Origin of the sequence: Bradyrhizobium sp. WBOS07 (genome assembly GCF_024585165.1) — a bacterium.
GTDB classification, from domain to species: Bacteria; Pseudomonadota; Alphaproteobacteria; order Rhizobiales; family Xanthobacteraceae; genus Bradyrhizobium; species Bradyrhizobium japonicum_B.
Genome location: NZ_CP029008.1, coordinates 4,234,115 through 4,253,865, shown reverse-complemented (window position 1 = coordinate 4,253,865; position 19,751 = coordinate 4,234,115). Strand labels below are relative to the sequence as shown.

The following is a 19,751-nucleotide window of genomic DNA, read 5'->3' as shown; positions in this document are numbered from 1 at the left end:
GAGAATGCAGGCGGCGGTCGTTCGCCTCAGCTCTCCCCCGACAGCCGGGCAAAATCGTCGAACAGCGTCGCCACCAGCGCGCGATGGCGCGTGTCCTCGGCGGGCAGGCTCGCGGCATAGAGGTTGAGCAAATGACGGGCCTTCACCGCGGCCTCCGACCAGGACGCGGCGGGCACCGTCATCATACGGTGCTCGAGATCGGCCTCGCGCTCGCGCAGCTCTCTGGCGTTGGCCTCGACCTCGGCCAGCGCACGGCGCAGGTCGGTGGCCTTCTGTGCGGCCATGCCGCGGTGCTTGTCGAGATCGACGGGATGATCAGTCATTGGCGATGCTCGCGTCTGCAGCTTGCGCGTTCGCGAGATCGGCCGGCAAGACGCGGTCGATGCGGTGCCTGCGGAACGGATGCCTGAACGTGACGGTTTCGCGCCGCGAGCGGATGGTCATGCACGCCTGCCTTTCGCAAGTGAAGCCCCAACCGGTGCCGGCTGCCCGCGAGCATGCGCTCTTGGCGCGGCAATAGCCAGCACTATCGCCGCGCCGTCGATGCGGCGCGACGAGGGGGAAGCCGGCTCGCGTCCTATGAAGATGCGCCCTGGCTCGCCGCCAATCCCGTCCGGCGCCGAAGATCGGTGATGGCGCGCAGAAAGCTGTCGGCCGGCGTGGTCTCGGGATCGATCAGCCGGTGCAGGCGGAAGCCGTCCTCCAATGCGAGCACGACGGAGGCCATCCAGGGCGGGTCCAGATTGCCGTTCTTGCCGTTGCTCTTCAGCGTGGCCTCGACGATGTCGGCGACCAGCTTGCGGCGCGCGCGCAGGCGTTTGGCGAGCTCGGGCCGGCGCTTCTCGGCGCGCGCGACGAACAGGATCATCTCGATGTGCAGCAGCGGGGAGCGGCCGAGCGGATCCTGCCGCGTGCGGTCCATCGCCTTCAGCGCGGCGATGAAATCGTCGAGATTGTCGTGCTGGGCGAGGATGTCCATGTTGCGCCGGATCGACTGCTCGACGTGGTCCTCGAGCATGGCGATGATCAGCTCGTCCTTGCTCTTGAAGTTCGAATAGAACGCGCCGCGGCTGAAGCCTGCCGCCGCCGCGATCGCCTCGATGCTGGCGCCGCCGATGCCGTCCTGTTCGAACACGCGCGCGGCCGCCTCGAACAGTTTGTCGCGCGTATCGTCCCTGGTCGGCCTGGTTCTCACCCTTGACATCGGAGCAGGGTAGGGCAGAATGCAACTCGATACAACAATGTATCGAGTTGATAATTTCAAGGGATGGTTACGCCGCGCCAGCATGCAAGCGTCGGCGTATTCGTGTCATGCGGCAACCGGTTTGAGGTCACCATGAACGAGCACGTGCAAGGCGCCGGCGGCGCGCCGCTGTTCAACCCGCTCTCGCCGGACTTCATCCGCGATCCCTATCCGCATTACGACCGGCTGCGCACGCTCGATCCGATCCATGTGACGCCGTTCGGGCAGTTCGTCGCCAGCCGCCATGCCGACGTCAGCCTGGTGATGCGCGACAAGCGCTTCGGCAAGGATTTCGTCGAGCGCTCGAAACGCCGCTACAGCGACAAGATCATGGACGAGCCGGTGTTCCGCAGCATGAGCCATTGGATGCTGCAGGCCGATCCGCCAGACCACACCCGCCTGCGCGGTCTCGTCGTCAAGGCCTTCACCGCGCGCCGGGTCGAGGACATGCGGCCGCGCATCCAGGAGATCGTCGACCAGGCCATCGATGCCGTGATCGACCGCGGCCACATGGACCTGATCGAGGATTTCGCCTTCCGCCTGCCCATCACGATCATCTGCGACATGCTCGGCATCCCCGAGGAGCACCGCGAGGTGTTCTACAATAGCTCGCGCGACGGCGGGCGGCTGCTCGACCCCGTGCCCCTCACGCCGGAGGAGATCAAGAAGGGCAACGAGGGCAACCTGATGGCGCAGATGTATTTCCAGCAGCTGTTCGAGCTGCGCCGCAAAAATCCCGCCGACGACCTCATCACCCAGCTGGTGCAGGCCGAGGAGGACGGCAACAAGCTCAGCAACGAGGAGCTGACCGCCAACATCATCCTGCTGTTCGGCGCCGGCCACGAGACCACGGTCAACCTGATCGGCAACGGCCTGCTCGCGCTCCATCGCAACCCGGACCAGCTCGCGCTACTCAAGGCGCGCCCCGAGCTGACGGAGGGCGCGATCGAGGAATTCCTGCGCTACGATTCCTCGGTGCAGATGACCGGACGTGTCGCGCTGGAGGAGATCGAGGATCTCGGCGGCAAGCGGATCCCCAAGGGCGAGACCGTGCTGTGCCTGCTCGGCTCGGCCAACCGCGATCCGGCGGTCTATCCTGACCGGCCCGACCGGCTCGACGTCACTCGTCAGAACGTCAAGCCGCTGTCGTTCGGCGGCGGCATCCATTTCTGCCTCGGGGCCCAATTGGCGCGCATCGAGGCCGAGATCGCCATTGCCACGCTGCTGCGGCGGCTGCCGGACTTGCGCATCGACGACGTCGAGAACCCGGAATGGCGGCCGACCTTCGTGCTGCGCGGCCTGAAGCGGCTGCCGGCGAGCTGGTGAGGTTTCGGGGCTGATTCTGCACGCGCTGCCCTCATCCTGGGGGCCCGCGAAGCGGGCGTCTCGAAGGATGGCCGCGGGCGAGAACGGGGCCTGCATGGTTCGAGACGGCGCTTGGTACGCCTCCTCACCATGAGGGTCGCCTTCCAGCGTTAACCTCCGCGCGCAACAGTCGCTGTGACTTCGCCACACTTCCCCCTATATAAGGGGCTGTTCCGGCACGCCTGAAGTCCGCTAAGGCCAGGGTTTGGTCCGGGTGCCGGTTTGGCCGAGGGGAGACCCGTGCAGACGACGCTGCTCGGATTGGCGATTGCCTTCATCATTGCGCTGCTGGCCGCGCTGATCGGGCCTTACTACGTCGACTGGAACCAGTTCAGGCCCCAGTTCGAGGCGGAGGCCGGCAAGATCATCGGCGTGCCGGTGCGGGTCGCGGGCGAGCTTGACGCGCGGCTCCTGCCGGCGCCGACGCTGCGGCTGCGCCAGGTCACCTTCGGCGGCAACAACGATCTCGGCCGCCTGCGCGCCGACAAGCTCGACGTCGAGTTCAGCCTCGGCTCGCTGATGCGCGGCGAATGGCGCGCCACCGAGCTTTCGGTGGGCGGCATGGCGGTCGATCTCGGCCTCGATGCGCGCGGGAGGGTCGATCTGCCCTCCACCGCGAGCGGCACCTTCAATCTGGCCTCGCTCGCCATCGAACGGCTCAATCTCACCGGCCGAATCGCCCTGCACGATGCCGCCAGCCGCTCCACGCTGGAGCTGAACGACATCGCCTTTTCCGGTGACGTCCGCTCGCTCGCGGGCTCGGTGCGCGGCGATGGCGGCTTCACCGCCAATGGGGTGCGCTATCCGTTCCGCGTCTCGTCCGGCCCGAGCGCCGACGGCAACGCCACCCGTCTCCACCTCAACATCGATCCCGGCGAGCGCGCCATCCTCGCTGATCTCGAAGGCGTGCTCGCCTTCGACAATCGCCTGCCGAAATTCGACGGCGCGCTGACGCTGGCGGTGCCGGCGGCCAAGAAGGCCGGCGCGGCCGGGCCGACCCCCTGGAAGCTCACGACCAAGCTCAGGGCGGATCCGGCCGGGGCGAAGTTCGAGCAGATCGACGCCAGCTTCGGCCCTGAAGACAGCGCGCTGAAGCTCGGCGGCGTCGGCGACCTCAAATTCGGCGCCTCGCCGCTGCTGCGCGCGGTGCTGTCGGCGCGGCAGGTCGATGCCGACAGGCTTGCCGCCAAGAATATGGACAAGGACGATGCCGAGCCGCTCCGCATCCTGCCGGCGCTACGGGCAGGGCTTGCGGCCATTCCGCAGGCGCCGATCCCGGCCCAGATCGAGTTCAACTCCGACCAGATCATGCTCGGCGGCCGTCCGCTGCAGAACATCACGACCGAGCTCCAGACCGACGGACGGTCCTGGACCTTCCAGCGCCTGGAGCTGCGCGCGCCCGGCATGACGCAGCTCTCGCTCAACGGCGCAACGCCCGGCGCCGACAGTTTCAGCGGCCGCCTCAGCGTCGAATCCTCCGATCCCGACACGCTGGTGGCCTGGCTCCAGGGCCGCAGCGAGGTCAGCCGCCGCAGCACGCGGCCGCTGCGCCTCGCCGGCGAGGTCACGATCGCCGCCAACCATCTCGCCATCGACAGGCTGAAGGCCGACATCGAAGGCGGCACCGTGGAAGGCCGCATCGCCTTCGTGCAGACGGGCGCGAGCAAGGGCTCGCGGATCGACGCCGACCTCAAGGCCGACCGGCTCGATCTCGACACCGCCGTAAGCTTCGTGCGCGCGCTCGCGGGACCGCAGGGCGAGTGGCCGGAGGAAGCCAAGCTCTCGCTCGATATCGGCCGCGCGATCTCCGCCGGGCAGGAGCTGCGTCCGTTCACTGCAAAGCTCGCTTACGGCCCCGCCGCGCTGTCGCTGGAGCAGCTGCGCTTCGGCCAGGCCGGCGGCGTGACCACCGTGGCGAGCGGCAGCTTCGACCGCGCCAGGATCACCGGCAAGCTCGCGCTGCAATCCTCGGCCAATTCGCTGCGCGAGCTCACCGCACTGATCGAGCCGTTTGCGCCCGCGCTGCGCGCGCGCATGGATGCCATCCCAGCTGCATCAGGCGCGACCCGTCTCAAGCTCGATCTCAGCCTCGACAAGAACGCCGAGCATGCCGATCGCAGCAATGCCCGCGCCGTGCTCGAGCTCGACGCGCCGCAGCTCAAGGCGACCGCGGCGCTGGCGGCGCAGACGCCGGCTGCCGCGATCGGCGGCATCGACCTCGAGCGTCTGCGCAGCAGCGACTTCACGCTGGACTCGAAGGTGTCGACGCCGCAGGCCGGCGCGTTGCTGGCGCTGCTCGGGCTCGATCGCATGGTGGCCGCAGGCGAGGGCGCTTCTCAGCTGGAGGGCAAGCTGACCGGCACCTGGCGGCGGCCGCTGCAACTGAGCGCGAAGCTGAGCGGCGGCGGGCTGGATGCCGACGCGCAGGGCAGTGTCGAATTGTCGGAGCCGAAGGGCAGCGTGAACTTGCGCGTGCGCAACGTCAATCTGGCGCCGCTGCTCGGGACCAGCCGGACCGACAAATCGGTGCAGAACGTCAGCCTGTCCTCCCGCCTCACGCTGACGGGCAATCGGCTGACCTTCGACGATCTCGACGGCAATGCGGCCGGGGCACATCTGCGCGGCCATCTGGCGGTGATGCTGGATGCCGACAGGAGCGTCGACGGCGAAGTCGGCCTCGATACGCTCGATCTTGCGCCGGCGCTTGCGATGGCGATCGGCGCGGCCGGGCGTGATGCGAGCGAGCCGCTCAGCGCTGGGCTCGTCACCGGCTGGCGCGGCCGGATCGCCTTCCAGGCGTTGCGCGGGACGTTGCCCGGCGGCATCGAGCTGCGTCCGTTCGGCGGCACGCTCCGCGGCGACGGCCAGTCGTTCGCGCTCGATGGGCTCAAGGGCACGCTCGGCGGCGGCGAGATGTCGGCGAGCTTCGACGCGCGCAACAGCGCCAATGGCCTCGCTGTGAATGCGCGTATCGAGTTCGCCCATGTCGATGCGGCGGCGCTGCGCTACCGCGAGCTTGCGCTGCCGAAGGGACGCGCCTCGGTGCAGATGGCCCTGACCAGCCAGGGCCGCAGCGTCGCAGCGCTCACCGGCGCGCTCGCCGGCAACGGCACGGTGACGCTTGAGGCCGCCGAAATCGGCGGCCTCAATCCGCGCGCCTTCGAGATCGCGATCCGCGCCAGCGACGGCGGCCAGGTCGCCGACGACAACCGCCTGCGGCAGCTGGTCGAGCCCGCGCTTGCCGCCGCACCGATCGCGGTGGCGTCGGCCCAGATTCCCTTCACGATCCGCGACGGACGCTTGCGCGTCGGCGCGACGCCGCTGGAAGCGAAGAATGCCCGCGCCATCGTCTCCGGCGGCTACGACATTCCCGCCGACCAGGCCGACATCCGCGCCAGCCTGACGCCGATCATGACCGGCCTCTCCGGCGCCCCGCCGGAGATTCAGCTGTTCGCCGCGGGTCCGCCCGACAAGCTCAACCGCACCATCGATCTTGCGCCGCTGTCGTCCTGGCTGGCGGTGCGCACGATCGACCGCGAGACGCGCCGGCTGGACGCGATCGAACGCGGCGAGCCGCCGCCGGCCACCGCGGCGCTGCCGACGCTGGTGTCGCCGGATCCGACGCCCGAGCAGGCGCCCGCGCATGTGCCGCTTCCCGGCCAGGATCCGCGCCGCCCGCCCGCAAAGCCAAAGGCTGCGCCGACGCCGAGACCGCCGCAAGCGGCTCCCGCTGCCCCAAGTCCTTCACTCACGAGCCCTTCACTCACGAGCCCGCCGCTGGCGAGCCAGCAGCTCGCGCCGCTGCCGCCGGCCATCGACGTCAAGCCTGCCCCGGGCCCGCCGCCGGCCAAGCCGAGGCCAAAGCCGCCGCTGGTGCTGACGCCGCAGAATCCGTGAGGCGGATTGGTTTGCACCGCCCGAGCCGCGAGCTTGCTTACCTCTCCCGCTTGCGGGAGAGGTCGCGCCGAAGGCGCGGGTGAGGGCTTTCTCCTCTAGGGGATTGTCCCGTTGCGGAGACACCCTCTCCCCAACCCTCTCCCGCAAGCGGGCGAGGGAGCGCACCGTCGTTCTTCTCCCGCCCCTTAACCCATTCCCTCGCATTTGAATGAATTTTGCCCGGCAAAACTGATTTGCCGATTTTACCGAATTCTCGCGTTTCCTCTCTAGCGTCGGTTCCAGAGGAATTCGGCGTCGCGTCGATTGCGGCGCAACGGTCCGCAAGAGAACGACCAAGAACTGGGGTGATCGAGATGAACGGGGCGAAATCGCTTCTGCAGGATCTGGACGACGCGATCGCGCGCGGCACCGAGGAAAGCCGGGCGAAGGCGTTGTGGCATGCGACCGACATTCTAATCACCGGCCGCTACAGCGACGACGAGATCAGCACGTTCGGCGAGGTGATCGGCCGGCTCGCCGAAGAGATCGAGGTCGCGGCGCGAACGCAGCTGTCGGAGGTGATGTCGGCGTGCGATCACGCGCCCCTGAACGTGATCGAGAAGCTCGCCCTCGACGACGAGATCGCGGTCGCCGGTCCCGTGCTGCGCGACTCCAATCGCATCGACGACAGGATGCTGGTCGAGAGCGCCATGACCAAGGGCCAGTCGCATCTGCTCGCGATCGCCCAGCGCAAGTCGATCGGCGAAGCCGTGACCGACGTGCTGGTCAAGCGCGGCAATCAGGAGGTCGTCACGTCGGTCGCCAAGAACGAGGGCGCTCGCTTCTCCGGCTCGGGCCTGTTGCACATGGTCCGCCGCGCCGAGGGCGATTCGATCCTCGCCGAGCAGCTCGGCCTGCGCAAGGACGTGCCGCGCCACATCTTCCAACAGCTGATCTCGAAGGCCTCGGAAGACGTCCGCCGCCGCCTCGAGACCGAGCGGCCCGAGATGATGGCGCAGATCCAGAGCTCGGTGACCGAGGTCACCGGCGACCTTCAGTCCAAATTCGGTCCGTCCTCGCGCAGCTATTTCGTTGCCAAGCGCGTGGTCACGACGCAATACCGCCAGGGCAATCTCAACCAGGATTCGATTTCGAACTATGCCCGCCAGCATCGCTTCGACGAGGTCCAGATCGGCTTGTCGCTGCTCTCGTCGCTGCCGGTCGACGTGATCGAGCGCGCGCTGATGGACCGCAATCGCGAGATGATCCTGGTCTTGTGCAAGGCGCTCGACTTCTCCTGGGACACGACGATGTCACTGCTCTTCCTCGGCGCCAAGGATCATCTGATCACGGCGCGCGAGCTCCAGGACAACGAGCGCGAATACGGCCGGCTCAAGATCGAGACCTCGCGCAGCATCTTGAAGTTCTACCAGTCGCGCAAGACCGGCGCGGGTGCCGATGCGGGCCGTCAGCCCGAGCTCCAAGTTCACTGACAGGGACATGAAGGACAGGGGAGTATCTGCAATGTTGCCTCAATTCGGCACCGCCGTTCGCAAGAAGAACCTCAACAGCGCCGCCCCCGGCGATCTCGGTGGCGGAGCGCCGGACAAGGCCTCGGTCGACGCGGCTTGGCTCGTGCTCGAAGCCGCCAATGATCTCGGCGACCACGCCGCGATCGAAGCCTGTCGCCGCGTCATCGACGCCGAGCTGACCGGTACGGTGGCCCGCAGCGCCGACGTCGATCTCGTGCTCGGATATTTCCGGTAGAGCTCCGCAGCCCGAGGGCACACGGCCCGATCAGGGCTGACGTCAACAGGACCCGGAGCGCTGGGATTCTGGGTTGAGCCCAAGGTTCGACTTTGCCGTGCTCAGCGCCGCGGCCAGCTCGTCGATGTGGTAAGGTTTCGCCAGGATCTGGATACCCGCCCTCTGCGCTTCATGGACCGAGGCTTCGGCGTATCCACTGGTCAGCAGCACCGGGATGTCACTTCGCCGCTTCTTGATTTCCCGCGCGAGCTCGACCCCGTTCATGCCGCCAGGCATCATGATGTCCGAAAAGATCAGGTCGACGGAGCGACCATCGGCCAAAGCGCCGAGCGCCGCCGCGGCGCTTGCGGCGCGCGTGACCTCGTAACCGAGTTGGCCGAGCATCTCGCCGACCAGAGCGGCGACCTCGTCGTCGTCTTCGACCAGGAGGATTCGGCCATGATTGCTCTTCTTCGGCCGTATGCGGGTGAGGTCGATGAGATGCCGCTCCTTCGAAGGAACGTCGAACGATCGCGGCAGGTACAGTTCGATGCTGGTGCCGCGGCCGACTTCCGATTGAATTCGGACGGTGCCCCGTGACTGGGTGGCGAATCCATGGACCTGCGCGAGCCCGAGCCCCGAACCCTTGCCGACGTCCTTGGTCGTGAAGAACGGTTCGAAGACGCGGGACAGGATCTCGGGAGCCATGCCGACACCGGTGTCGACGACGGACAGCCGGACATAGTCGCCCGAGATCTGATCGTCGTTCAGGCCTGGCAGATTTTCTCCGCGCACGACGATGGTTCCGCCATTGGGCATGGCATCGCGGGCGTTGACGGCGAGGTTCAGGATGACCAGCTCGAGCTCCCCCGGATCGACTTCGACCGGCCATAGTGAGTCCGGGAAATCGAATTCGACGTGGACGTCGCCTCGCAGGCTGCGATCGAGCAGCTCCCGCATGCCGCCGATCTGTGCAGCGACATCGACGGGCTCCGGCCGGAGCTTCTGCCGGCGCGAGAATGCGAGGAGCTGCCTCGTCAGGCTGGCGCCGCGCTGCGCGGCCTGGATCATGCCGTCCATGAGCCGCCGGCGCCGGTTCGGGTCTGCCTGGCGATCGAGCATGTCGAGGCCGCCGGAAATCACCATCAGCAGATTGTTGAAGTCGTGCGCGACACCGCCGGTGAGCTGGCCGATCGCCTCGATCTTCTGGGCCTGGCGCAGCGTTTCCTCGACGCGGGCGCGCTCGTTCATTTCGAGACGCAGCTGCTCGTTGGCCTCCTTCAGCTCGCGTGTGCGCTCGACCACCAGCTGCTCGAGCTCCTGCGCCGTCTGCTCACGGGCCTGCAGCAGGGCCCGGATTTCATACTGGCGCCGCCGCGCCCTCATCGCGGATTGAACCGCGCTGGTCAGCGTGATCGGCTGAACCGGACGTTCGAGCAGCGAAACGTTGCGGAGAAGTTCGACGATGCTGCGTCGCCACGCAACCACGGCCGGCTGCTCTCGATGGCTGGTGAGGACGACAAAGGGGAGGTCGGACCACGGCGGTTGCGCCGCGATCCATTGTGCCAGCGGCGCCGTGTCCTTTCCGAACAATCCTTCCTCGGCGAGAACGACGGCGCCCACGCCTTCGCTCATCGCGCTGACGAGCTCGGGCAGGCTTCGGCAGTTCACCGCTTCCAGATGGGAGCTGCGGAAGAGCTCGGCTGATGCCGGCCCGTCGCGTCCGATCGGGGCGAATATGAGAACGCGGCCATCGCGAGCCGCGTTCATTCGATCGGTCCTTCCGGGAGCGCGGTACCGGTAAAATGCGGATTGCCGGAAAAGATGCCGCTGAAATCCTGAAGGGGCGGGCCGAGCTTGATCCCGGTGTTGCCGAGCCGGAACTCGCGGATGGTGTGCTCATGATTGCCGCTGCGCTTCTTGACGACGGACAGAGCGCGCCGCACCGTGCCGCCGAACTCGAAATAGCGCAACATCAGCACCGCATCGCTCAAATAGCTGAGGTCGAGCGGCGTATCCATCGGGCCCACGATTCCATGCTGCGCGAGGATCAGGATGGAGAGCACGCCCTGCTGCGCCAGATAGCTGAGCAATTCATGCATCTGCAGCACGAGAAAGCGCTCGTCCGGCATCGCGTTCAAATAGCCGTTCAGGCTGTCGATGACGACGATGCGGGCGCCGTCGACCTCGACGCTATGACGCAGCGTCGATGCGAACTCGCCGGGCGACAATTCGGCAGGATCGATTTGTTGAAACCGGATTTTGCCGGAATCGAGGTGCTTTTGCAGAGGCAGGCCGAGCGTCCGGGCCCGCGCTTCGATCGTTCCCCGGCCCTCGTCGAACGCGAAGAAGACGGCGTGCTCGCCGCGTTCGGCCGCCGCGATGGCATAGGCGAGCGCGAGCGACGACTTCCCCACGCCGGCAGAGCCGAGCAGGAGCACGTTGGTGCCGCGCTCGATCCCGCCTCCGAGGAGCCGATCGAGCTCGGCGTTTCCACTGGACATGGACTCGCCGGGAAACGCCTTGTGATGCTCGGCTGCGACGAGCCGCGGGAAGATGCGCAGACCCCCTGATGAAATTGTAAAATCGTGGTATCCGCCGCGGAATCGAATGCCGCGCATCTTGATCACGCGAAGCCGGCGTCGCTCCGCGCCGTAGTCGATCGCGAGTTGCTCGAGCATGACGACGCCGTGTGCGATCGAATGCAGCTGCAGATCGTCCTGGGAGGAGGACAGATCGTCGAGCAGCACGACAGTGCAATTGCGGTTGGTGAAGAAGTGCTTCAAGGCCAGCACCTGGCGGCGGTAGCGAAGCGGGTTCTGGGCCAGCAGGCGCAGCTCGGACAGGCTGTCCAGCACGACGCGGGTGGGATTGAGCCGCTCGACCTCCTTGAAGATGAGGCCGGTCGTTTCGCTGAGCTCCATCTCGGCAGGATGGAAGACCGTGAGCTCCCGATCGGGGTCGAGTGTCGTCTCCGGCGGGACCAGCTCGAAGATGTCCACGCCTTGCAGAGACCAGCCGTGCCGATGCGCGACAAGCTCGAGTTCCCGCCGCGTCTCGGAGAGGGAGATATAGAGCACACGTTCGCCGTCGCGCGCGCCCCGGAGAAGGAATTGCAGCGCGATCGTGGTCTTGCCGGTGCCTGGACGTCCCTCGTAGAGATACATCCGGTTGGGGTCCAAGCCGCCGCCCAGGATGTCGTCCAGGCCTTCGCTGCCCGTTGAAATTCTCGGCAAATCCCTGAGGGCACTGGCCGAAGCAGCCCCTGATGGATCGGTCATTGAACCCCCTCAACACATGTCGGAAGAGCGCTGGGCCCCAGGCGTCGAGAGGCTGGGGCCGGGACCAAACGAGGTCCTTACGAGGAACTCTTGAGCGGCGAGCGGGTTCCCGGGCCGGGGGCTTGTCTGGCTGTGGGCAGTGGCGGCGGCGGCAGCAATGTCGGTTCAAAATTGAACACAGTCTCGCCGGTCAACGCGCGCCGATCCGGTCATTGCAACGTTCTGCGGTGGATGCGGTAGATCACCACCTCCTTGCCATGACGGTTCGTGCTCCGCTCGAGCAGGTAATTGGATTTCTCCAGCACGCGGCGCGATGCGCCGTTTGCGACGTTCACGATGCCGATGAGGGATGGCAGGGCGAGCTCGGACAGGCCGATGCGCGTTATCGCGGTCGCCGCTTCGGTGGCGTGTCGTCTTTCATGCCGCTGTCGTTGCGGCCAATGATGACATCATGCCGCTGTTTCGCCCGACGGAGCAACCGGTGCGGAGTGTCGGCGAGATGATTTTCGCGCCCAACTCAAGCCATTGATTTCACTGACCCCGTCTACTGTGCATGGGGTTGTTTTTTCAGTTTTGGCTTCAGGGGTCTATCCCGCCCCCAGCGCGACGGCGACGTTGTACGTCACGAAGCTCGCGGCGTAGGCCAGCACCAGCATGTAGGTGAAGGTCACACCCATCCAGGCCCAGCTGCCGGTCTCGCGCCGGATCACGGCCAGCGTGGATGCGCATTGCGGGGCGAAGATGTACCAGGCCAGCATCGACAGTGCGGTGGCGAGCGACCATTTCGTCGCCAGCACCTGGCCGATCTGCTCGGTCGCTTCCTGGCCCCCTTCGATCGCGTAGACGGTGCCGAGCGCTGCCACCGCGACCTCGCGCGCCGCCATGCCCGGGATGAGCGCGACCGCGATCTGCCAGTTGAAGCCGACGGGCGCCAGCAGCGGCTCGAGCGCCTTGCCGATCATCGCCGCCAGGCTGAAGTCGATCGCGGGCCCGGTGGCGCCCGCCGGCGGCTGCGGGAACGAGGCCAGGAACCAGATCAGAACCATCATCGAGAAGATGGTGGTGCCGGCGCGCACCAGGAACATCTTGGCGCGGGTGTAGATACCGATCGCGATCGATTTCAGCCGCGGCATCTTGTAGTCCGGCAGCTCCAGCATGAACGGCGCCGGCGCAAAGTCGCGCAGCATGAAGAACTTGATCAGGAACGAGACGATCAGCGCGCTGGCGATGCCGGCGGCGTAGAGGCCGAACATCACGAGGCCCTGCAAATTAATGAAGCCCCAGATTTCCTTCGCCGGAATGAAGGCGGAGATGATCAGCGTGTAGACCGGGATGCGCGCCGAGCAGGTCATCAGCGGCGCGATCAGGATCGTGGTCAGCCGGTCGCGCTTGTTGTCGATCACGCGCGTCGCCATGATGCCGGGGATGGCGCAGGCAAAGCTCGACAGCAGCGGAATGAAGGCGCGGCCGTGCAGGCCGGCGCCGCCCATGATGCGGTCCATCAGGAACGCGGCGCGCGCCATGTAGCCGAAATCCTCCAGCAGCAGGATGAACAGGAAGATCAGGATGATCTGCGGCAGGAACACGATGACGCTGCCGACGCCCGAGATCACGCCGTTCTCCAGGAAGCTCTGCAAGAGGCCCTCGGGCAGGGTGGCGTGCACGAGCTCGCCGAGCGCGTCGAAGCCGGACTTGAGCAGGTCCATTGCCGGTTGCGCCCAGGCGAACACCGCCTGGAACATCACGAACAGGATCAGCGTCAGCACGACGAGGCCGCCGACGGGATGCAGCACGACCGCGTCGATCCGCGCGGTCCAGGTGTCGGGTCTCGCAGGCAGGCTGACGCAGTCGGCGATGATGCGGTCGGCCTCGCGCTGGGTCGCGCGCAATTCGGCGACGCTGAGCGCGCGCCAGCTGTTCGCCTCCGTCTCGGCGGCGAGCTTCGCCGAGATCTCGTCGGTCAGCTTCAAGAGCTCGGCCGTGCCGCCCTTGCGCACCGCGATCGAGGTGACCACGGGCAGGCCGAGCTCCTTGGCGAGCCGCTCGACGTCGACATTGATGCCGCGGCGGGCCGCGATGTCGAACATGTTGAGCACGAGGACCATCGGCCGTCCGGTGCGCTTGAGCTCGAGCAGCAGGCGGATGGTCAGCCGCAGATTGGTCGAATCGGCCACGCACAGCACGAGATCGGGCACGGCCTCGCCGGAGGCCTTGCCGAGCACGAAGTCGCGGGTGATCTCCTCGTCCGGGCTGCGGCCGCGCAGCGAATAGGTGCCGGGCAGGTCGACCACCGAGACCTGGCGCCCCAGGGGGGTGACGAAGAAGCCTTCCTTGCGCTCGACGGTGACGCCGGGATAGTTCGCGACCTTCTGCCGGCTGCCGGTCAGGGCGTTGAACAGCGATGTCTTGCCGCTGTTTGGCGTGCCGACCAGGGCGAGATGCAGCAGGGGTAATTCCATGGGATCAAGGCCTGGCAAACGGCTTGTGATGAGGCGTCCGGCCGCAGGCTAAGCGACGATGACCGCCATGGCTTCGCGGCGGCGGACCGCGATCGTGATGCTGTCGACCCGCACCGCAATCGGATCGCGCCCGACCAGCCCCTCGTGCAGGACCTCGACCCGGGCGCCCTCGACGAAGCCGAGCTCGATCAGGCGGCTCTCGAGCTCGATGTCGGAAAGCGCCGAGCCCGTCTGGCTAGCGGACAGGTGCTGGATGACGCCGGAATAGCCGCGCTGGGCCAGGCCGAGCGGCATGTGCGGGCGCGTGTCGTTGGTGTCGGTCATGCCCTGTATTTTCAACGCAAGGCATTGAGGTCAAGCGCGGGCGCTCGCTGAAACCGCACCTTAGAGTGATTTTAAAAAGCGCGGATGGCGGGGCGCCTCACAGGCGCCCCCGAGGGCTGGCTATTGGGCCGGGACCTTGTCCGGCTGGGCGGCCATCGCCCGGCTCTTGAAGTAGTCCAGGACGAACAGGCGGATCGCCGACGACAGATTGCCCTGCTGGCGGTTGTTGTCGATCTCGCCGACCAGCTCCGACAACGTCATGTTGCGCAGGCCGGAGATCTCCTTCATGCCGTTCCAGAACGCCTCTTCCAGGCTGACGCTGGTCTTGTGCCCGGCGACGACGATCGACCGCTTCACGACGGGCGACTTCATGGCTGCTCCTCGCGGTCGATCTGATGCCGGTCCAGGTGCGCCTTCGCCTTGTCCGCGCGCGTCTCCTCCGCCGACCGTTCCGCCTTCGTGCGGCCGAACTTCGACCGGTTGGCGTCCGCCTGCTTCGCCGAGGCTTCCCGCTCGGCGCGCTTCCTGAAACGATTCAGGTTGATGACGTTCCCCATGCCGCGTCTCCATCATCCGATCCTCGTCAGGCGGGATGAAACATTCAGAAACAGGGCGCCGCGTTGCGCCCTACAAGACTTGATCGCCATTCGCTCGTCCTCGTCAATCAGCCCCTTGGGCCATCAAAGGATGAATTCGGCCCCGTCGGGGGGGCGGAAGGGTTGCGTAGCACGCCGTCCCGCCGGAACATTGACGGTAATCAAATCCCACCCCCAAAGCCGCACATTTCTGGGCGCAGGGGGTCCGTATCATTACGGATGGCTATCGGAATTCGGAATTTATCCCGGGCTGGTCATCTTCTCCGGGCGTACCAGGCGATCGAACTCGTCGGCCGAGACGAAGCCGAGCCGCAGCGCCTCCTCCTTCAACGTGGTTCCGTTGGCATGGGCCGTCTTGGCCACCTTGGCGGCGTTGTCGTAGCCGATCTTCGGGGCCAGCGCCGTCACTAGCATCAGCGAGCGCTGCATCAGCTCGTCGATGCGCTTCTCGTCGGCGCGGATGCCGCTGACGCAATGCTCGGTGAAGGATCGCGCCGCATCTGCCAGCAGGCGGATCGAGTGCAGCATGTTGTAGGCCAGCACGGGCTTGTAGACGTTGAGCTCGAAATGGCCCTGGCTGCCGGCCAACGTGATCGCGGTGTGATTGCCGAACACCTGGCAGCATACCATGGTCATCGCCTCGCACTGGGTCGGATTGACCTTGCCCGGCATGATCGAGGAGCCCGGCTCGTTCTCCGGCAGGATCAGCTCGCCCAGCCCCGAGCGCGGGCCGGATCCGAGCAGGCGGATGTCGTTGGCGATCTTGAACAGGCCCGTCGCCACCGAATTGATGGCGCCATGCGCCAGCACGTAGGCATCGTTCGAGGCCAGCGCCTCGAACTTGTTGGCGGCGCTGGTGAAGGGGAGTTTCGTGATCGCGGCGACGTGCTTTGCGAACAGCTTAGCAAAGCGCGGCTTGGAATTGAGGCCGGTGCCGACGGCGGTGCCGCCCTGCGCGAGCGGATAAAGCTCCTTCACCGCGGACTTGAGCCGGGCGATGCCGCTTTCGACCTGCGCGGCGTAGCCGGAAAACTCCTGGCCGAGCGTCAGCGGCGTCGCATCCTGGGTGTGGGTGCGGCCGATCTTGACGATCTTCGCAAACGCCTTCTCCTTCTTGCGCAGCGCGCGCAGCAGTTCGGTGAGCGCGGGGATGAGATCGGCATTGATGCGGCTGGCGGCCGCGATGTGCATCGCGGTCGGGAACGAATCGTTCGACGACTGGCTCATGTTGACATGATCGTTCGGATGCACCGGCTTCTTGGCGCCGAGCTCGCCGCCGAGCAGTTGGTTGGCGCGGTTGGCGATCACCTCGTTAAGGTTCATGTTGGTCTGCGTGCCGGAGCCGGTCTGCCACACGACCAGCGGAAAATGGTCATCCAGCTTGCCCTCGATCACCTCGCGCGCGGCGCGGATGATGGCGTCGGCGCGGCGCTTGTCGAGCAGGCCGAGCTCCAAATTGGACTGCGCGGCGCCGAGCTTGACGATGCCGAGCGCGTGCACGAGCGCGATCGGCATGCGATCCGTTCCGATGCGGAAATTCTGGCGCGAGCGTTCGGTCTGGGCGCCCCAATAGCGATCGGCAGGGACCTCGATGGGCCCGAAACTGTCGGTCTCGGTGCGGGTCGCGGGAGGAGCGGTCTTCGAGCGGGAAGCTTTGGCCATGAGCACATCCATTCCGCCGCGCGAAACGCCGCGCGGCCTCTTCATGTGCTCTTCTATATAGGCAGTTTGGCCGGCCGCGACGGCTACAAAGCCAACCTAGATCATTTCTTGCGGAAACGATCGAGCCGCACCACCTCGGCGCCGCCCTGGCTCGGCGGGGTCGGCTCTTCCGCGGTCTCCGCCTTTTCAGTGGCGGCGGGCACCGCTACGGCCGAAGGGGCAGGGGCCGCCGGCAAAGTCTCCGGCGCGACCTCGGCGACATCGGACGTGTCGAACTGGAGGCCGAACTTCACGGACGGATCGAGGAAGCTCTTGATGGCGCTGAACGGCACCACCAGCCGCTCCGGAATGCCGCCGAAGGACAGGCCGACCTCGAAGCGGTCCTCGAGCACGGTCAGATCCCAGAACTGGTGCTGTAGGATGATCGTCATCTCTTCCGGATATTGCGCGAGCAGCCGCGGCGACAGCTTCACGCCCTCGGCCTTCGATACGAAGGTGATGAAGAAATGGTGCTCGCCGGGCAAGCCATGGGCCGCGGCATCAGTCAGCACCTTCCGCAGCACGCCGCGCAGCGCGTCGCGGGCCAGCACATCGTATCGGATATGATCGGTCGCCATGGTGGTCCTGTTGCGTCCCCGAAGCCGGACCCTACCGACTCGACTCGCCAAGCCGCAACAATATCGCGCCTGACGGGTCAGCAGGAGTCCCCGCCGGAGAAGAAAGAAAGGCAAGTGGAGGCTTCTGTTGCCAGGTGCCTCCGAACCCCGCCTAACGGAGCTTAACCCGTTAGGACTTTAAGATGGTCTTTCAAACTGCGTTACGCAGCCTGAGCAACCGGAGCAAAGTTGTCGTTGGCAACTATTGCAGTAGCCCGATAACGGCGGAACAATACCGGGAAAAAGTACGCCCTTTACGCCCTCGTCGATCCTATTTCGCCCCCGCCAAAGCCCGCTTCCGGGTAGCCGGTTGGTGGGCTTTGGTGGAGGCGCCGGGTACCGCCCCCGGGTCCGAATGGTTTATTGCGACGACCGTTTATTTCCATAGCCGGCGAACCGGCACTCCCAATATAGGGCGCAAGGGTTTCGAAAAACAGGGGTTTTGCATGCCTCTCCCAAGGTTCTCTTTGGATAGGTTCCGCACCGAGGCGGGCCTGATCTTGGCCGGGTCGGCGCCGGCGGTCTAAGCTTCTGAGATGTCCGAGGATTCAGCGCCGGCCGGCCAACCATCAGATCGACTGCCGGAGCAGCCGGCGCCCGGCGTTCCCGCGCCCGGCCTGCTGGAACTGTTTCTGGCCTTCGCCAAGATGTCGCTGGCCGGTTTCGGCGGGGTCCTGGTGTTTGCCCGGAGGGCCATCGTCGAGCAGCACCGCTGGATGACAGCGGACGAGTTCAACGAGACCTTCGCGCTCTGCCATTTCCTGCCCGGGCCCAACATCGTCAATCTGTCGATGGTGTTCGGATCGAGGCTGCGCGGCATCGCGGGCGGGATTGCCGCCTTTGCCGGGCTGCTGCTGCCGCCGACACTGATCATGATGGTTCTCGCGATCATCTACGCCCGTGTTGGCGACCTCGACGTGCTGCGCCGCAGCCTCGCGGGCATCTCCTGCGCGGCCGTCGGTCTCCTGATCGCGGTGGTCTTCCGCATGATGACGCCGCTGCTGAAGCGGACGGATTCCCTCGCGCTGATCCTGATGCTCGGTGTGTTCCTCGCCATCGGCGTGCTCCGCCTGCCGCTTCAGGCGGTGCTGCTGGTCGCGATCCCCGTGAGCATCGGCGCCACTTATTTCCTGCGGCGGAAAGTAGCAGCATGAACGCCGACAATCCGATCTGGGCCCTGATCGCCACCTTCGGACTGATGTCGTTGTTCGCAGTCGGCGGCGCGGCGGCGGCGGTGCCCGAGATGCATCGCATCGCGGTCGAGGTGAATCACTGGATGACCGACAAGCAGTTCACCGATGCGTATGCGATCGCGCAGCTCTCGCCGGGTCCGAACGTTCTGATCGTGACGTTAATCGGCTATGCCGTCGCCGGCATTCCCGGCGCGCTGGCGGCGACGCTGGCGATGTGCCTGCCAACGGCGCTGCTTGCCTATTATGTGAGCCGGCTGCTGAATCGGCCCAGCCAGTCGCGCTGGCCTGGCTTGATACAAGCTGCACTGGTTCCGCTCTCGATCGGATTGATGGCGGCGAGTGCCCTGATCCTGGCCCAGTCGACCGATCGCACGATTGCTGCACTGCTTCTGACCGCAATGGTTGCGGTGATCGCATCCATCTCGCGCATCAATCCATTGTGGCTGCTGCTTGCCGGCGGGCTGTTGGGTTTTGCTGGCATTGTGTCATGAAAATCGCTAGGCAGTGTTCCGGGCGGGGGGATCCAGTTCCAGCCGATTTAGAACAACAGTGCTCGTGACTTACGGGTCGCGGAGGAGACAGGCATGGCCGACACGATGGGCCACTCAGCGACGGCCACCCGAAATACCCGGTTGGCGCTCGGTTTTTGTCTGCTGGCGATTGCGCCGCAGATATTCGAATTGATCTGGTCGATCGGGACGATCTTCGGCTGGGGCACCGGCCGCGGCCCCGGGACGGTGGTCACCAGTCACGTGACGGCGCTGCTCGCAGGCGCGCCCAGTGCCATCTTCGGATCGTTCGGCGGCGGCACCAAGAAGATGCCGTCCGAGGTCCTGCTGGCCCTGATCTATTCCTATCCGCTGCTGGTCGTGGCGATCCTGACGCTGTTCATGACGGTACGGTCGGCGCAGGATTATGTCGGCGGCGTCGTCCTGATGGCGGTTGCCCTGTTCGCGCTGTGGGCGGGAAGCGATCTGCAGGGCATGCGGGGCTTCTCCTTCGGCGCCGGCACCGCGCCGCGCATGTTCGGCGGACTGCTGGTTGCCTTGTCCGCGGCCATCGCCCTGACCGGTCTTCTGACAGATGGGCCGTCGATGGCCCATTATTCCTGGCGGGGACCGCTGTTCGTGGTCGCCGCGATCCTCTTCTTCGCCCTGTCGATCCGGTCTCTTGGCCTCGTGGTCACGGCCTTCACGAGCTTCATGATCGCAGCGGCGGGCTCGCAGGAGACGCGGTGGCTGGAAGCGCTGATCGTCGGCGCCTGCCTGACGATCGGCTGCGCAATCCTGTTTCCATACATTCTCGGACTGCCGATGCCGATGTACCCGCGTTTCCTGATCCAGTGAGGGC

At 66.1% G+C, this 19,751-nt stretch carries 18 protein-coding genes, 1 other RNA gene and 1 pseudogene; 7 read left to right on the top strand and 13 right to left on the bottom strand.

What is annotated here, in order from left to right; genetic code table 11:
• Positions 1–26 precede the first annotated feature (26 nt).
• From DCM79_RS20330 to DCM79_RS20320, 3 genes are all read right to left on the bottom strand, one after another.
• A complete protein-coding gene (locus DCM79_RS20330; RefSeq protein WP_257176040.1) occupies positions 27–323 on the bottom strand; it encodes a hypothetical protein in 297 nt (98 codons plus the stop codon).
• Positions 316–444 (bottom strand): hypothetical protein, encoded by a 129-nt coding sequence (locus DCM79_RS20325; RefSeq protein ID WP_257176039.1) that lies wholly within the window; start codon positions 442–444, stop codon positions 316–318. The genes DCM79_RS20330 and DCM79_RS20325 overlap by 8 nt, the downstream gene beginning before the upstream one ends.
• A gap of 133 nt (positions 445–577) precedes the next feature.
• Positions 578–1,204, bottom strand: coding sequence for a TetR/AcrR family transcriptional regulator (locus tag DCM79_RS20320; RefSeq protein WP_257176038.1), 627 nt, complete (start codon positions 1,202–1,204; stop codon positions 578–580).
• Between the two features lie 132 nt (positions 1,205–1,336).
• Between DCM79_RS20320 and DCM79_RS20315 the strand changes: the two genes are divergently transcribed.
• The 4 genes from DCM79_RS20315 to DCM79_RS20300 all read left to right on the top strand — a co-directional run bounded on the left by DCM79_RS20315 (position 1,337) and on the right by DCM79_RS20300 (position 8,251).
• Positions 1,337–2,569, top strand: a complete 1,233-nt coding sequence (locus DCM79_RS20315) for a cytochrome P450 (RefSeq protein WP_257176037.1) — start codon at positions 1,337–1,339, stop codon at positions 2,567–2,569.
• 279 nt (positions 2,570–2,848) lie between these two features.
• Positions 2,849–6,505, top strand: coding sequence for an AsmA-like C-terminal region-containing protein (locus tag DCM79_RS20310; protein ID WP_257176036.1), 3,657 nt, complete (start codon positions 2,849–2,851; stop codon positions 6,503–6,505).
• Positions 6,506–6,858: 353 nt separating this feature from the next.
• Positions 6,859–7,977: a DUF2336 domain-containing protein gene (locus tag DCM79_RS20305; protein WP_257176035.1), complete on the top strand. Its 1,119-nt coding sequence runs from the start codon at positions 6,859–6,861 to the stop codon at positions 7,975–7,977.
• A gap of 31 nt (positions 7,978–8,008) precedes the next feature.
• Positions 8,009–8,251, top strand: coding sequence for a hypothetical protein (locus tag DCM79_RS20300; protein ID WP_028138011.1), 243 nt, complete (start codon positions 8,009–8,011; stop codon positions 8,249–8,251).
• Between the two features lie 42 nt (positions 8,252–8,293).
• Here the strand turns inward: DCM79_RS20300 and DCM79_RS20295 are convergent, their stop codons facing one another.
• The 10 genes and pseudogenes from DCM79_RS20295 to ssrA form a co-directional block, all read right to left on the bottom strand.
• On the bottom strand, positions 8,294–10,000 hold the full coding sequence (locus DCM79_RS20295; protein WP_257176034.1) for a response regulator: 1,707 nt from the start codon (positions 9,998–10,000) through the stop codon (positions 8,294–8,296).
• On the bottom strand, positions 9,997–11,511 hold the full coding sequence (locus tag DCM79_RS20290; RefSeq protein ID WP_257176033.1) for an ATPase domain-containing protein: 1,515 nt from the start codon (positions 11,509–11,511) through the stop codon (positions 9,997–9,999). The genes DCM79_RS20295 and DCM79_RS20290 overlap by 4 nt, the downstream gene beginning before the upstream one ends.
• A 209-nt stretch (positions 11,512–11,720) precedes the next feature.
• A pseudogene (locus DCM79_RS20285) lies at positions 11,721–11,927 on the bottom strand (GNAT family N-acetyltransferase); the annotation flags it as partial.
• 171 nt (positions 11,928–12,098) lie between these two features.
• Positions 12,099–13,970, bottom strand: a complete 1,872-nt coding sequence (locus tag DCM79_RS20280; protein ID WP_257176032.1) for a ferrous iron transporter B — start codon at positions 13,968–13,970, stop codon at positions 12,099–12,101.
• Between the two features lie 48 nt (positions 13,971–14,018).
• A complete protein-coding gene (locus DCM79_RS20275; protein ID WP_257176031.1) occupies positions 14,019–14,294 on the bottom strand; it encodes a FeoA family protein in 276 nt (91 codons plus the stop codon).
• Between the two features lie 120 nt (positions 14,295–14,414).
• On the bottom strand, positions 14,415–14,666 hold the full coding sequence (locus DCM79_RS20270; protein ID WP_025038043.1) for a ribbon-helix-helix domain-containing protein: 252 nt from the start codon (positions 14,664–14,666) through the stop codon (positions 14,415–14,417).
• Complete coding sequence (locus DCM79_RS20265; protein WP_135162941.1) at positions 14,663–14,851, bottom strand: DUF4169 family protein; 189 nt, start codon at positions 14,849–14,851, stop codon at positions 14,663–14,665. The genes DCM79_RS20270 and DCM79_RS20265 overlap by 4 nt, the downstream gene beginning before the upstream one ends.
• 279 nt (positions 14,852–15,130) lie before the next feature.
• Positions 15,131–16,564 carry a class II fumarate hydratase gene (fumC, locus tag DCM79_RS20260; RefSeq protein WP_257180802.1) on the bottom strand — a complete coding sequence of 478 codons (1,434 nt, stop codon included), beginning with the start codon at positions 16,562–16,564 and terminating at the stop codon, positions 15,131–15,133.
• 89 nt (positions 16,565–16,653) lie between these two features.
• Entirely contained in the window at positions 16,654–17,169 is a 516-nt protein-coding gene (locus DCM79_RS20255; protein WP_028138004.1) for an SspB family protein, read from the bottom strand.
• 113 nt (positions 17,170–17,282) lie between these two features.
• Positions 17,283–17,648, bottom strand: a transfer-messenger RNA (tmRNA) gene (gene ssrA, locus DCM79_RS20250).
• A gap of 96 nt (positions 17,649–17,744) precedes the next feature.
• On the opposite strand from ssrA, the gene DCM79_RS20245 reads away from it, so the two are divergent.
• From DCM79_RS20245 to DCM79_RS20235, 3 genes are all read left to right on the top strand, one after another.
• Positions 17,745–18,362 carry a chromate transporter gene (locus tag DCM79_RS20245; protein ID WP_257176030.1) on the top strand — a complete coding sequence of 206 codons (618 nt, stop codon included), beginning with the start codon at positions 17,745–17,747 and terminating at the stop codon, positions 18,360–18,362.
• The gene (locus tag DCM79_RS20240) at positions 18,359–18,892 is read left to right on the top strand and encodes a chromate transporter (RefSeq protein ID WP_028138002.1); all 534 of its coding nucleotides are present in this window, start codon (positions 18,359–18,361) and stop codon (positions 18,890–18,892) included. The genes DCM79_RS20245 and DCM79_RS20240 overlap by 4 nt, the downstream gene beginning before the upstream one ends.
• Before the next feature lie 93 nt (positions 18,893–18,985).
• The gene (locus DCM79_RS20235) at positions 18,986–19,747 is read left to right on the top strand and encodes a tripartite tricarboxylate transporter TctB family protein (RefSeq protein ID WP_257176029.1); all 762 of its coding nucleotides are present in this window, start codon (positions 18,986–18,988) and stop codon (positions 19,745–19,747) included.
• The last annotated feature ends 4 nt before the right edge of the window (positions 19,748–19,751 follow it).